We start from the raw sequence: 13,439 nt of genomic DNA on the forward strand, positions 1-13,439 counted from the left end.
ACAATGCGAGTAACAAGACACTCCAAAGGTCCCCCATGTTGAAATTACCTCCATATTATTCAATATTTTTACAATTAAACACGGCAAAAAGACGATGTGAGGCAGTAACGGCCCCAGCATCGCCTAAAAAAATTGGCATCACTGAATAAGAGTCGTTCCCTCCTAAAACGCCTGCGAGGTTAGCTGTCGGATTCGGGCATACCTAGGATTTCGCCCTACTTCTCTTACCTGAGAAGATTCACCCCGTGTCACGTGTCGTGACGGTTGGGTCCCCCGCTTCAATCATGAATTCGGCGTACTTTGAGATCGAAGCATTAACATGTTAGTGTTCGTTGATGAGATGGATATTACTCCGATTATTCAAGCTTGTAAATAGAATTTCTAAAAAAAATATAGTCAGACTTTTTGATGACTTACTTTATAAAAATAGTGTTTTTACGACCTATGTTATAGAAGGAAAAAAACCGCAGGAACCGGTTCCTTCATCTGAATGGAAACACTCCTTCAGCAGGAACTCGGACTGCGGTTTTTTGAATCAACATCGGTTATGATTGCTCATTCAGTTTGGCCTGGACCGTCAAAGGAGCTAGCATCGTCACCCACAGGGCGACCACTCCAGAAACAAGAATCACAATATCACGTTCGAATCCGAGGGTCAGCAGTGTAACAACACTTGCAACCAAGACGAGACAAAGCGTCGCGATCATGACAAAACGCGATTGTTTCAACATCTTTCTCATGTGGCATCTCTCCTTTCTTTCCAAAGTCTTTTGTATTTTATCAAACTTTATAATTGTTCCGGGCGTCTGACACCGGATTGTGAAGGGATTGTCATCTGATGACCGTTTTTCAGGCGAAAGCCGGACGCATTTGATACACTGATGGTAAGACCATAAGGGGGAATTTTATGTTACAGGAACAGACGTTTCAGCGGATTGATGGTACGGAAGCAACGTTAAAAGATTATCCGGGACAGGCTTGGCTGATTGTCAACACAGCGAGTAAATGCGGCTTGACGCCACAGTTCGAAGGGCTTGAACAACTCCATCAGGATTACCGGAAACAAGGACTCGTCGTCCTCGGTTTTCCGTGTAATCAGTTTGCCGGACAGGATCCGGGAACGGACGAAGAAATTCAAAGCTTTTGCCAAATGAACTACGGCGTGACGTTCCCTGTCTTCTCAAAAATCGAAGTCAACGGAGAAGGAACACATCCATTGTTCGCAGAACTGAAGGCACTTGCGCCAAACACGACAGGCGAGCAGGATGTCGAATGGAACTTCACAAAATTTTTAGTGACGCGCGACGGGGAAGTGACACGGTTTGCTCCAAAAACCAATCCGACGGATCTTGTCGCAGCCATCGAACGGATTGTCGTTGCGGTCTAAAATCGATGAACAAGAGTTACGTATCACACACACATAACGGGCTGACTCAACGGTCAGTTTTACAAAGACAAGGGTGGCAGATTACAATTCTGCCACCCTCGTCTCGTTCAAAAAAGAATCACTTGCTTCACGTAATTTTTGCGTGATGACGTGCCGTACATCAAGGTGTCCCCGGCTCCAAGTGCCCTTTAATCATTTCTTCCGCCAATACTTTCACGTCCTCGACATCCCGCATTTCCGTAAACGGATGTCCCCAGACATCAAGCCATTCGATTTCTTCAATCGGCTGGGTCCGGAAACGTTTTCCGGTCGGCTCAAATGATCCGGCTGCCGTCGATTCGAAGGCGGCATACTTCAACAGCCATGGTTTATCGAGCAACAGTTTTGCCGTCTGTTTCGGGTTTTTGAACATGACGTCTCCGACCAGGACAACCGGATCAAACCGTTCGTGGAGCGGATGCGTGTATTGAACGGACACAATCAGCGCATGATTCGAGACTTTTTCATTTTGACGTGTGTAAGACCGGGTCAAAAAATGCGGAACCAGTGACTCCGCGCTGTCTTTCGTCTGATGAATGCTGATGCCGTGTTCCGTTTGGACGACATCCGGTAAAATCGGTTCGTACCCCCGATTGGCGAGTTGTTGATCGAGCTCCTTGAATAACAATAATGTATGTTCGACGAGTGCCCGGACTTGTCGAAATGACAGTTGAATCGACTGATTGATCATGGTGGTGACCTGCCTTCCAATTGATAGAGTAGTATAGTTTCTTTTACCCTAAGCGCCAGCGCTTCATTCCTTTTCCAGTCAACCATTTCCCTAAATTAGAAAAGTCATTTCAGGTTTAAACGCCGGACGATTTGTTCTGCCCGTCGCGCCAACCGTTGTTTCGTGATGAATGGATCGAGTGTCTTCCCTTCACCCGGATCATGAATTGCTTCGCAGATCCACGCCTGTTCCAATCGTTCCGTGACTTCTCCTGCCAGGACGATACAAGGAACATCCGCACAATCAGCTAATGCGCTGACTTGTGAAGGAAGCTTTCCCATCGCGGTTTGACGATCGACCCGTCCTTCCCCTGTCCAGACATAAGCGGCTCGTTCGATTCGTCCCTGCGCATGAATCATCCGGAGGACAAACGATGCTCCGGATTCGATTGAAGCGCCGAGCGCATATGCCGCTCCACCAAGTCCTCCGGCAGCCCCTGCCCCTTTGATATGGTCGATGTGAAGTTGGCTTCCAATCTCTTTTAACCGGCCATCGAGTAAATTGATGTCGGATGTGATCAGTCCTTTTTGAGGTCCGAAGACGTAAGCAGCTCCTTGTTCGCCGGCATACGAAGCCGTAACGTCGGCCAATACGTGTAAGGAACCGGACCTTGCCGGCAAACGGATTTGTTTCGTTTCCATCAACGGATTCGTTTGCCATGGAATCGGCGCACCGGTTTGTGTCAGCAAGTCAGCCCCCAGTTCCGCCAAAAAACCAAGTCCGCCATCGGTCGTCGCCGTACCGCCCAAGGCAAGAAAGACATCCGATACACCAGTCGCCAAAATCTGCCGGACGAGACGCCCGACTCCTCGTGTATGAACTGAAAACGCATCATCCTCCGGACGTTTCAAGTGCAACCCACAGATTGTCGCCACCTCAATCACGGCAATCCGGTCTTTTTGAGCATAGGACATTTCAATCGGCCGACCGGCTAAATCGATTGTCGGAGCAACGATTTTCTCAAATCCGTTGGCGGATAACACGTCAATCGTACCTTCTCCACCGTCCGCGACAGGGCTCCAATCAATCGTCGCGTCAGGATCGGCGTGTAAAATCCCCCGTTCGATGGCATGTGCTGCATCCGACGAGCTGATGCAGCCTTTGAAGCTGTCGATACAGATGAAATGATGCATCTTGATTGCCTCCTGTAACTTGTCTTTATTTTGACCATCTAAAAAAAGTAAAATATGATATGATAATTGTCATGCACACGACACGTTCTGTTTGTTTTCGCCGTCGAAAACAGACGATTTTTTATGAGGAGGTTCTACCCCGTGAGTCTTTCCAAGACATTATTACGGATGGCACGATTCGGAAAAACGATTTTGCCAGCACCGAAAAAAAACAGTCCAAAACGATCGAATTTCAAACAATTCCTGCAACTGGATTCCACATTCCAAGAACAGACCCTTTCAGGAAAACTTTCTGATACTACAGTGACGGTCGAAGCCTTACTTGTTCGCGATCGTCTTTTAAACGAAGTAATCGCCTTACCTAACACGCACAGCTCAGGAGGACATCAGTTTTCCTTTTCGTTGACGCATGACATACTTCCTGCCCTCGTCAATCGTGTCCTCGAAAATCAGGAACTGACCGAGCAGGAACAGCCGTTGCTTTTGAAAGAGGCTGAAGACACGTTAGAAAGCTTAGAGACAGATGCTTCTGACGACACGACTGAAGAGGAGACAGAACTCCCTTCCGGACGTTTCTCGCTTTGGCTCAAATTCTCGAAAAGCGTCACTGATTTCCAACCTGCGACGCTCGAGAAATGGGAAACAAACGGCTTACCGAGTCACGCCACGATTATTGATGATCTCTTCACACGTGAAATCATTCTCGGCCGGTTCTTGGAGACCCGGATCGCCGCGCCATTAAAACCACTGCTTGATGCGGACTTCCAACATGTTGCCCACCTGTATACGGATTTAAAAGGGAATCTTCGCCTGTTATTAAATAAGGAACCAAAGGTCAAACCGAAGATGCAGATTGATGCGATTGATTCTCCAGTCGCCGATCAAACGGAAATCAAAGGGAAAATCTTTACCCGGCATGCTTTCATCCGAAAAGGAACGTTACAACTCGTACACCGCGAGACGGGTGAGCAAATCCCGGTCCCGATTGATTGGGTATACGATAACGCCCGGAGTGCCGAAAAATTTGGTCTCTACCGGTATACGTACCGGACAGTCATCAATTGGACACGTCTGCACCAGGAGCATCAACTTTTACAAGAAGGCATTTATGATGCTTTCGTTGCTCTGGACTATTACCACCGTTCTGCCCCAACGTTGCTTCGCCTTGGACGGGCACGTTATATCACCCGTCAATTGACCCCCGAAACACGGGGGCAAGGAGATGCGACGACGATGCATATCATCCCGTACTTTACGGTCGGACACCGGAATCTGTCGTTCGAAATGACGGAATTTACGAATGACAACTATGCTTATTTGAATCATATGATGAAGTTTGCTCCGCTCTATCGACTGTTTGCCGAAAAGAATACATGGCTCGTCGGCGAACGTCCTTACAAAGCACAAGACAACGGTTATCATTTCTTTAAATACATGCGCGAGACGTATCCCGATCGTCCTGTCTATTACGTGATTGATCCTGAGTCCAATGAATATTCGCAAGTCGAACAGCTAGGACATGCGTTACCGTTCAAGTCAAAGGAACATATTTATCATTCACTGATGTCGAAAAAAGTCATCGGGACGCATCATGCTGAATATCTTTATCCGCTCCGGTCGGAAGCCTTCAAACGGAAGATGAAAGCTGATCGTGTCTTTATCCAGCACGGTGTCCTTGGGACGAAAAACATGGACGACCAGTACGGCAAATTCGCACCGGCGTTCGATACGGATTTATTCCTTGTCAGTTCAGAACGGGAAAAACGTCTTGTGACTCAGGACATGGGGTATCCGGAACGGGAAGTCCGGATTACCGGTCTGTCCCGCTTCGATGCTTTGCTTGCAAAAGATGTCGAAGTCAAACGACAAATGTTGATCATCCCGACATGGCGTTCTTGGTTACAGACACCGCTTCAATTCTTTGAATCCGAGTATTATCAACAATATCAGACGTTGCTGACAAGTGAACGATTACACCGATTCGCGGACGAACATCAGCTCGAAATCGTCTTTTGCCTGCATCCGAACATGCAACAATATACGAGTCACTTCGAAGACTTGCCGATCACGGTCATCCATCAGGGTGAACGGGACGTACAAGGATTAATGAAGGAAAGTCTGCTCCTTGTGACCGATTATTCGAGTGTCGCGTTCGACTTTAGTTTCTTGAATCGTCCGGTTCACTATTTCCAATTTGACCCGGTCCGGTTCATCGGACCAAAGGGTTCTTATCTGGATCTGGAACAGGAATTACCGGGACCGATCTCATCGACACTCGATGAGTTGTTTAATGATCTCGACGCGACGGCTGCCCGTTCGTTCGCGATGGCGCCGGAATATCAGGCACGTGCTGCAGCCTTCTTGCAACCCGTCGAGTCTTCGTATTCGGAGAAAATTCTTCAAACAGTCGTCGATTTTAAGAAGGAACGGAATTGGATCGAACAAATCCAGACGGCGGAAGCCGCCAATATTCTCTTCCGTCTGTATCGCCGGAGCCGGTTCTACTTCCCTTCAATGAAACTGGCCTATCGTTTAATGCAACGGTTGCCGGTCGACCCGAAACTTGTCGTGTTTGAAAGTGGACTCGGTAAACAGTATTCCGACAGCCCGCGTTATATCTATGAAGAATTAAAACGACGTGATCTCGATTATAAAGTCGTCTGGGTCTATCATAAGCGTCTGTATCTCGGGGATCCGAATGCCAAAGTCATCAAACGTCTGTCACCTGCTTACTTCTATTACCTGGCGACGGCGAAGTTCTGGGTCAACAACCAGAACTTCCCGCATTACTTCACACGCCGGAAAGAGACGACCTATATTCAGACGTGGCACGGCACACCGCTCAAGAAGATGTTGTTCGATTTGGACGAGATTCACGGACGGGACGAGGGATACATCGACCGGGTCACGAACTCGATCAAGCAGTGGAGCGTCTTGTTGTCTCCGAGTGCTTATGCCTCGACGATTTTCAAAAGTGCCTTCCGGTATGATGGACCGATTTTTGAATCCGGTTATCCGCGCAATGACTTGTTCTTCTCGAACAATCAGCCGAAGACAATCGAAAGCATCCGGACGAAACTCCAATTGTCGGATGATAAGAAAGTCATTTTATATGCTCCGACTTTCCGCGATCATCAGTCGCTCGGAAACGGAAAGTTCTTCTTTGACTATCCGTTCGATTTCAACCGCGTCGCTGAAGCGCTCGGAGACGAGTACGTCTTCTTGATCCGGACCCATGTCCTTGTGACGAAGAAACCGCGGATTCCTGCCGAACACCGGGAACGTTTCATCGATGTCACGAGTTATCCGGATATTCAGGAACTCTATTTGATCACGGATTTATTGATTACCGACTATTCGTCCGTCTTCTTTGATTTCGCGAATATGAACCGGCCGATGTTCTTTTATGCTTACGATCTTGATTTATACCGCGATACGTTACGCGGTTTCTATCTTGATTACTACAAAGACTTACCGGGACCGATTCTTGAGACCGAAGATGCCTTTATTGAGGCCTTGGCGAATATCCCGCAATTGACGAACGACTACCAGTCGCGACTCGATTCCTTCCGGGAAGCGTATTGTGCGATGGAAGATGGTTCGGCGGCTTCACGTGTCGTCGACAGCTATTTTGCGAAAGACACACTCGAGTTAACCGAGCAATCGGACGGCAGTTATTCCGTCTAAGAACATGAAAGTTTCATATGAGAAAGGATTCTTTCCACACCCGTGGAAAGAATCTTTTTTTCTGTTCAGCCGAACAACTACCGCCTTCAGCCAATTGCTTTTTGATTTGATTTCCAATTAATGTTATTCTAAATTAGAATTTCAAAAATATTATTCGACACAAAAAATATTATGTCATTTTACTTAGGAGGGATGGTTCATGGAACGTTGTTCACTTTGCGGAACACCATTGGAAACAGAAGCGACAGCATGTTCCTACTGCAAACATCCTGTCCTCAAAAAACAACGCTTCGATGAGGAATTACCGGTCACGCCGGTCAAATCCAGCCGTCACATCTTATCTTTCATTATCGTTTTCGCGTTAGCGGTTGGATCGATCGGGACATGGTATGCCTTGACGCAAACCGACTCAGCCCGCACGACGCTGGCGGCGCCCGTTCAAGCCTTACCTTTGTCGGATTGGTCCGATGAGACATCCGCCTACAATCAAACCTATTCGTCGGAAAACCCTCCGGCCTCTTACGATATCTTGAAGTTCGTCCGTCAATATACCCAAACGGTTCCGGAAACGGCCAATTATTCAAAAGCGACGGATACACTGGAAACGTTCTCCGCCATCCAGTTCGCGACCTTGGATGCCTTTCAGTCAGAAGTCGGGGCGTTACGGACGATCCATGCCGCTTCCGACAGTCCGATTCCACCGCGCCTCCAGACAGTTGACTTTAAGGGGTTCGTCTCAAAAGGAGATTCCTATCAGGTAAGGACGATTGAAACGTATCAACTTCCTGCCGGTCATCAGCTCGTCACGTACGTTGTCCGTTACAGTGTTCGGTTACATACGGATCACCTGCAGATCACGCACATCGTCCGGACGGAGGTGCCCGCATGAGAATGTTCGCCATACTTCTTTTATGCAGTCTGCTGATGGGGTGTTCCCAGGAGCCGTCACGTATCCAGGACGAACTGGACATGGGACAATATACGAAAGCCGTCGATCAATCGACCCGTCAGGACCCGATGGATGAAGCAGCTCAGTTGATGGTTCGCTTGGAAACGCAATTTGCGAGTTACCATTTTCATGACGCCGTCACTACTGCCCGAAAGATTGAACAGTTGCCGTTAACACAAGATAATTCGGTTCGCTTGCAGGCAAAGTCGATTCAACTCAGTGCCGAAGCGATGATCGAGCGCTTAAAACAAGCAGCGGGTACTTATCAAATCGAGCGCAGTATTCTCGATGACGGGCTGCAAGAACAATCCTTCCCTGCCACAGGTCAAGTGAAAGTATCATTCGGTAAACCGCACACGTTGCTGGCAACGATCCAGTATCAACAGTTCGGAACGACTGATGCAACCCGGAGTGATACAGAGACAGTCCGCTTCGAACCGGATTTATCGGCCCGCCTCGCCCAATCCGAAGGGCTCGTCAGTTATGTCTTCAGCCGGGCAGGTCTTACCGTCACCTTCGAAGGTACGGGCGGGAAACGAATCTATCAATTAAAAAAAGCTGATCAGTAAACGAAAAAAACGAACGCTGTCTCTTGATGATTCAAGAGGCAGCGTTCGTTTTTACTTACATAAAAGAATTACAATGCATCCAGTCGACTGACGATTTCCGCACACAGCTCGTGCGTCGCCAGGCTGTCTTTCCCCGTGACAGATGCTGACGGATTTCCGTGGACGGTTTCGATGAACGCATCTACCATCTCAACGAATCCGCGACGGTGAAGCGTCGGCTCCCAGTTGTCGAGCGGAAGACGCAACGTACCGGCTTTCGTCAGCCGTTCCACCGACGTCACATCTGTCGCAATCCGTTTTTCATTTGGTCCCATTACTTCGACGCGTTCTTCCGTCACGCCGTTGTTCCGGTTCATGATGCCGATCGCCGTGATACCGTTCGATTCGAATTGAATCGTCACGTGATGCAACAACCCATCGACTTTTTTACCGCGGACTTGCAACTGTTCGATTTCACCTCGTCCCGTCAGGAATCGAAGTGTATCCGCGACATGGACGAAGTCATCAAAAATGAAGGTCTTCGCATCTTCGATGAAGGATGTCCGGTTTTTTTGCATGACGACCAGATTCGGTTCTTCGACTTCGAGTAACGTCCGATGGGCAGATGCGAACCGGCGATTGAAGCCGGTGATGAAATGCAGTCCTTGTTCTTCCGCCTGTTCTGTTAAGGCCCGGACTTCCGCGACTTCGAGCGAGACCGGTTTATCAATGTAGAGATGGACACCTGCCGTCAGCAGCTGTTTCGCTTGTTCCGCGTGGACTTTCGTTGCCGAGTGAATCATCGCGACTTGAATCCCCTCTTTGATCACGTCTTCGAGTGAAGACAATGTTCCGGCAAACCGGTAAGCGTTCCGTAACCGTTCTGCTTTTTCCTGATCCGTTGAAACAAGATAGACCTCTAAGTCCGTCCGCTCCGCATAGACCGGTAAATATGCCTTTTGAGCGATATCGCCTAAACCAATTATTGCAATCTTCATCTAAATTCCTCCTTGGACACGTCTTTTGCTCTCATACCCTATGTTAGCGGTTTTCATACACTTCGTATAACTAAAGTATTTTTTTAAAAAAGAAGATAATTTCCTTTTTTTGTTTTATGATAAGAACATATTTTGCAAAAGGAGGGAATGAGTTTTTTTATGAAATCATTATTCAGGATTGGTTTGACGCTCGTCCTACTTATTACGTTATGTCTCCCGGCCGTTCCTGCCCAAGCAGCAAGCTACCAGGTCATCGTCACGTCGACGATTGGAGCGAACATCCGGTCGAAGCCGAGTACAAGCTCATCTGCAACCATTACCCGTCGTGCTCCGTATAAAGCTAAATTCACAGCGGTCTCCTATTCGAACGGTTGGTACAAAATCAAAGATGGAAGTGCCTATCGGTATCTGTCGAATCAAGTCGCTAAAAAGGTGACAACAAGTTCCGTCAAGACATATAAAATCATCGTTTACTCAACGGCAGGCGCAAACGTCCGCACGTCACCAAGTACAGCTTCCTCTAAAAATATCAAGCGGCATGCTACATACAAGTCAAAGTTCAATGCCGTTTCCTATTCGAATGGCTGGTATAAGGTCAAAGGGAAAACGAACTACTATTATGTTTCGAACCAAGTCGCCAGAAAGCTGACGACGAGCTCTCCTGCTCCAGCGAGCGGCAGTTATCCGGTCGCTTCGATGCGTTATTTCAAGCTTGGATCATCCGGTTATGAACTGACGAAAGAAAGCTTCGCCCGCCGTTACCCGGCGAGTACGACAAAATTATTGACGGCCCTTGTCGCTTATGACGCGGCTGCAAAAAAGGGGACACTCGATCAGACATTTACACTGACGTATTCGATGTTGTCTGTTCCTGCCGGCAGCAGCTCCGCTGGTTTCCGATCGGGTGACAAAGTCACGATGCGTCAACTGTTAAACGGGATGCTGATCCGGTCAGGCAACGATGCCGCGAAAGCCATCGCGGTCCGTACGGGCGGTTCGGAGTCGAACTTCGTTTCCATGATGAACAGCCGAGCGAAAGCAATCGGCATGTCGGCCAGTCATTTCATGAATCCACACGGCTTCTATCATCCAAGCCACTATACGACGGCGGCGGATATGCAGAAGCTTGCCAATACCTATGCCAAGTACAGTTATCTGATGACGGTCAGCGGACGTAAGTCGTTCCAGACGACCGTTAAAGGACCGTATGCCCGGACGTTGACGTGGTATCACACGAACACGTCACTTCCAGGTGATACGCGTGTCTATGCAAGCAAGACCGGTTACACTCCGGAATCTGCTTATACACGGGTCTTCTTCATTAAAAAAGGTTCAACACGTTACGGTCTCGTCACGTTAAAAGGGACCCTTCCTCAAACAGAAACGACGTTACGTTCCGTCCTTAATCGTTAAGAACAGACTCTCGGATCCGCTTTCTTCGGAAAGTGGAATCGCGAGTCTTTTTTGTTGATTTTCTCTTAAAAATTTCACTTGCAATGGAAGCGAATTCATCATATGGTGGAGATAACAATCAGACGTCTGACGTCTTAATGGAGGAATTCACGTGGGAAATGTAAGTTTGTTATTCGGAGGCGTCGCCCTCTTTTTAAATAGTCTGTCGCTGTTCGGTAAAGTCGATTTGAAGAGTGCAGGCCTGTTCAGTCTGTTGACCGGATTACTGCAGACGTTCATCGCGACCTGGCTCGTCATCGGGGCAGCCGGAGATCCGGCATTGACGTTCGGCTATGCGAGCATCTATTTATTTGCGTTTACGTACCTCTATGTCGGCATCACCTTTTTATTTGGTCTTGATGGGAGCGGCGTCGGCTGGTTCTCGTTGTTTGTCGCCATCTCCGCGCTGTTTTATGCAGGGGTCAGCTTTAGTACCGGCGATTTCATGGGTGGTGCGACGTGGTTATTTTGGGTCATCCTGTGGGGATTATTTTTCCTCGGGATGGGATTAAACATCAGCATCGATGCTCTGACGGCACGGGTTGCGATTGTCCTCAGCTGGCTGACGCTAATCGTTCCGGCTCTTGTCGGACTGCGGTTCGGGACGAACGATGCCAGCTACCAGCTCATCTGGAGTGCAGCCGCTATCATGACGGTCTTGTATTTCATCTATGCGGCCGTTAAGTTCCTGCCTGTCCGGACGATTGTCCGTTCGAAAAACTAAAGACAACCATCCATCCTGGCTTCAACGTCGGGCATGAATATGAAAAAGGGCGGCGGATTTTAATCTGCCGCCCTTTTTCGAGGACTATAACCATCATTTCAGTTCCTTTTGCAACTCGGTCCGGACCTGCTTCAGCGAAGCGGCTGTCGGATGCCAGTAATAGATCTGATCCGACTCAATGCCGCCGCTTCCTTCAAGCGACAACGTCTCGACTTGTTTCAAACTGTCCCGGTAATCGGTCGCAAGCTTCCGGACGACCGGGAACGGGATATCCGTTTTGACATTTTTACCGAGTGCCGTCAACACATCGTTAAAACGCGTCAAGGAAAAATCAGCCGTCAGTTTATCTGCGACGGCCTGAACGACCTGCCGTTGCCGGATTTGCCGTCCAAAGTCCCCCCGCGGATCATCGTGACGCATCCGGGCATACGCAAGAGCTTCCTTTCCGTTCAGTGACACTGGACCTTTCGGGAACTGCATCTCATAATAGGAAAAATTAATATCATTTTCAACGGTCACTCCATCAACGGCATCGACTAAATCGGTGAACCCCTTGAGATTGATTTCGGCGAAGTAGTCGATTCGCAGATCGAGTAGATGCTCGACCGTATCCCGTGCCATTTCCGGACCTCCGAAAGCATAGGCATGATTGATTTTGTCGTTCGAACCGACACCGATGATTTCCGTCTTCAAGTCGCGGGGGATGCTGAGCATCTTGCTTTCGCCGGTTGCCGGATTAACCGTGACGACGATGATCGTATCGCTCCGTCCTGCTTCGTCTCCCCTTTGATCCACACCAAGCAATAAAAACGACAACGCCTTTTGTTGATTTGCCGGTTTGCTCTTCGAGGCTTTTGCCGGTTGAGATTGAGTCGTCGCCTCGACATGTGTCGAATCGGCCACCTCCGCCTGCTTGCTCGTCGGATGATCTGCCTGCTGGATGTACCCACCTGATCCGAAAAAAACGAGTAACCCGATACCAACCACTGTTATGATCAGCCACGTCCATTTTTTCATCATGATATCCCCTTTTCCTTCGGATCAAGTCGATTTACGATTGCTGGTCGGAGACGATCATCACCGCATTGCTCCAACTGCCGAACAAGGCCGTGATGACACCGATGCTCGGCGCCTCCCGTCCCTCACTGAAGCGTTGATAGTGTGCAATCGTCAAACCATCCATTTCAACCGATGCCTCCCGTAAAATGCGTAACACTTCCTCTTCCGTCCAGCGTTTGCGTGGTTGTTCAATCCCGATGATTTCCAGAGCATTACTCCACGATCCGTACCGTCTCGCAATCGTTGCCACCGTCGGCCGGTTTTTTCCGGCTGCCCATTTCGTATACGTCTGGCTCGTCAGGACGGATAACGTCTCTTGTGCTTCGAGTAACGATTCGATGATCCGGCGCTCCATCTCCTGCACCCGTTCTTTTAAAATTTCTGCTTCCGATAATGCCTGCTGCCACGAGTTGAATTGATGGACGATATCGGTCAAGCTCGGCGCCTGATGTTGCTGAGCCCATTCACGATACGTCGCACTCGTGAAGGGTTCCAGTTCTTCCTTCGCGGCTCGTAAGGCCTCGACGATATCCGACTTGGTAAAGGCTACCCGGACATGGCCGATGCCGGCCCGTTCGAGAGCGATTTGCCATGATCCGAATAAAATCAGGATTTCCGCGACGCTTGGATACTGGGTATTCAGTTGCCAACGAAAGTAGGTATTTGCCGTCAGTTCATTTTTCCCGTTCGCAGCGAGACGGAGTGCTTCAATCGCTTCCTCCAAATCGCTCAT

Annotated in this window: 12 protein-coding genes and 1 riboswitch; of the genes, 6 read left to right on the plus strand and 6 right to left on the minus strand. The window is 48.8% G+C overall.

Annotated features, from left to right (window positions below; all coding sequences use genetic code 11):
* Positions 1-153: 153 nt before the first annotated feature.
* Positions 154-306, minus strand: a riboswitch (cyclic di-AMP (ydaO/yuaA leader).
* A 239-nt stretch (positions 307-545) separates the two neighbouring features.
* Positions 546-740, minus strand: coding sequence for a hypothetical protein (locus AC3IRK_RS13260; protein WP_012371418.1), 195 nt, complete (start codon positions 738-740; stop codon positions 546-548).
* 167 nt (positions 741-907) lie between these two features.
* Here AC3IRK_RS13260 and AC3IRK_RS13265 point away from each other — a divergent pair, with 167 nt between their 5' ends.
* Entirely contained in the window at positions 908-1,387 is a 480-nt protein-coding gene (locus tag AC3IRK_RS13265) for a glutathione peroxidase (protein WP_131502308.1), read from the plus strand.
* Positions 1,388-1,547: 160 nt separating this feature from the next.
* On the opposite strand, the gene AC3IRK_RS13270 is transcribed toward AC3IRK_RS13265, so the two are convergent.
* Both AC3IRK_RS13270 and AC3IRK_RS13275 read right to left on the minus strand, forming a co-directional pair.
* Entirely contained in the window at positions 1,548-2,117 is a 570-nt protein-coding gene (locus AC3IRK_RS13270; RefSeq protein ID WP_131972240.1) for a hypothetical protein, read from the minus strand.
* Positions 2,118-2,221: 104 nt separating this feature from the next.
* Positions 2,222-3,289, minus strand: a complete 1,068-nt coding sequence (locus AC3IRK_RS13275; RefSeq protein ID WP_131502310.1) for a glycerate kinase family protein — start codon at positions 3,287-3,289, stop codon at positions 2,222-2,224.
* Between the two features lie 141 nt (positions 3,290-3,430).
* Between AC3IRK_RS13275 and AC3IRK_RS13280 the strand changes: the two genes are divergently transcribed.
* From AC3IRK_RS13280 to AC3IRK_RS13290, 3 genes are all read left to right on the plus strand, one after another.
* Positions 3,431-6,976 (plus strand): CDP-glycerol glycerophosphotransferase family protein, encoded by a 3,546-nt coding sequence (locus AC3IRK_RS13280; RefSeq protein WP_131972238.1) that lies wholly within the window; start codon positions 3,431-3,433, stop codon positions 6,974-6,976.
* A gap of 199 nt (positions 6,977-7,175) precedes the next feature.
* Positions 7,176-7,865: a zinc ribbon domain-containing protein gene (locus AC3IRK_RS13285; RefSeq protein WP_131502312.1), complete on the plus strand. Its 690-nt coding sequence runs from the start codon at positions 7,176-7,178 to the stop codon at positions 7,863-7,865.
* An 80-nt stretch (positions 7,866-7,945) separates the two neighbouring features.
* The gene (locus AC3IRK_RS13290) at positions 7,946-8,494 is read left to right on the plus strand and encodes a hypothetical protein (protein ID WP_188004724.1); all 549 of its coding nucleotides are present in this window, start codon (positions 7,946-7,948) and stop codon (positions 8,492-8,494) included.
* Positions 8,495-8,562: 68 nt separating this feature from the next.
* Here the strand turns inward: AC3IRK_RS13290 and AC3IRK_RS13295 are convergent, their stop codons facing one another.
* A complete protein-coding gene (locus AC3IRK_RS13295; RefSeq protein ID WP_489170066.1) occupies positions 8,563-9,471 on the minus strand; it encodes a Gfo/Idh/MocA family protein in 909 nt (302 codons plus the stop codon).
* A 159-nt stretch (positions 9,472-9,630) separates the two neighbouring features.
* Here AC3IRK_RS13295 and AC3IRK_RS13300 point away from each other — a divergent pair, with 159 nt between their 5' ends.
* Both AC3IRK_RS13300 and AC3IRK_RS13305 read left to right on the plus strand, forming a co-directional pair.
* Positions 9,631-10,884 carry an SH3 domain-containing protein gene (locus AC3IRK_RS13300; RefSeq protein ID WP_251138605.1) on the plus strand — a complete coding sequence of 418 codons (1,254 nt, stop codon included), beginning with the start codon at positions 9,631-9,633 and terminating at the stop codon, positions 10,882-10,884.
* A 151-nt stretch (positions 10,885-11,035) separates the two neighbouring features.
* Positions 11,036-11,647: an AmiS/UreI family transporter gene (locus tag AC3IRK_RS13305; protein ID WP_489170067.1), complete on the plus strand. Its 612-nt coding sequence runs from the start codon at positions 11,036-11,038 to the stop codon at positions 11,645-11,647.
* 93 nt (positions 11,648-11,740) lie between these two features.
* On the opposite strand, the gene AC3IRK_RS13310 is transcribed toward AC3IRK_RS13305, so the two are convergent.
* Positions 11,741-12,664, minus strand: a complete 924-nt coding sequence (locus AC3IRK_RS13310) for an LCP family glycopolymer transferase (protein WP_489170068.1) — start codon at positions 12,662-12,664, stop codon at positions 11,741-11,743.
* 34 nt (positions 12,665-12,698) lie between these two features.
* Entirely contained in the window at positions 12,699-13,439 is a 741-nt protein-coding gene (locus AC3IRK_RS13315; RefSeq protein WP_131502318.1) for a hypothetical protein, read from the minus strand.

The sequence above is a fragment of the Exiguobacterium sp. GL_137 genome, from assembly GCF_057834585.1.

Bases quoted from the DNA above. Each gene is read 5' to 3' on its own strand.
- AC3IRK_RS13260 (WP_012371418.1), bottom strand. From the start codon at position 740: ATGAGAAAGATGTTGAAACAATCGCGTTTTGTCATGATCGCGACGCTT.
- AC3IRK_RS13265 (WP_131502308.1), top strand. From the start codon at position 908: ATGTTACAGGAACAGACGTTTCAGCGGATTGATGGTACGGAAGCAACG.
- AC3IRK_RS13270 (WP_131972240.1), bottom strand. From the start codon at position 2,117: ATGATCAATCAGTCGATTCAACTGTCATTTCGACAAGTCCGGGCACTC.
- AC3IRK_RS13275 (WP_131502310.1), bottom strand. From the start codon at position 3,289: ATGCATCATTTCATCTGTATCGACAGCTTCAAAGGCTGCATCAGCTCG.
- AC3IRK_RS13285 (WP_131502312.1), top strand. From the start codon at position 7,176: ATGGAACGTTGTTCACTTTGCGGAACACCATTGGAAACAGAAGCGACA.
- AC3IRK_RS13290 (WP_188004724.1), top strand. From the start codon at position 7,946: ATGGGACAATATACGAAAGCCGTCGATCAATCGACCCGTCAGGACCCG.
- AC3IRK_RS13295 (WP_489170066.1), bottom strand. From the start codon at position 9,471: ATGAAGATTGCAATAATTGGTTTAGGCGATATCGCTCAAAAGGCATAT.
- AC3IRK_RS13300 (WP_251138605.1), top strand. From the start codon at position 9,631: ATGAAATCATTATTCAGGATTGGTTTGACGCTCGTCCTACTTATTACG.
- AC3IRK_RS13310 (WP_489170068.1), bottom strand. From the start codon at position 12,664: ATGAAAAAATGGACGTGGCTGATCATAACAGTGGTTGGTATCGGGTTA.
- AC3IRK_RS13315 (WP_131502318.1), bottom strand. From the start codon at position 13,439: ATGAGCGATTTGGAGGAAGCGATTGAAGCACTCCGTCTCGCTGCGAAC.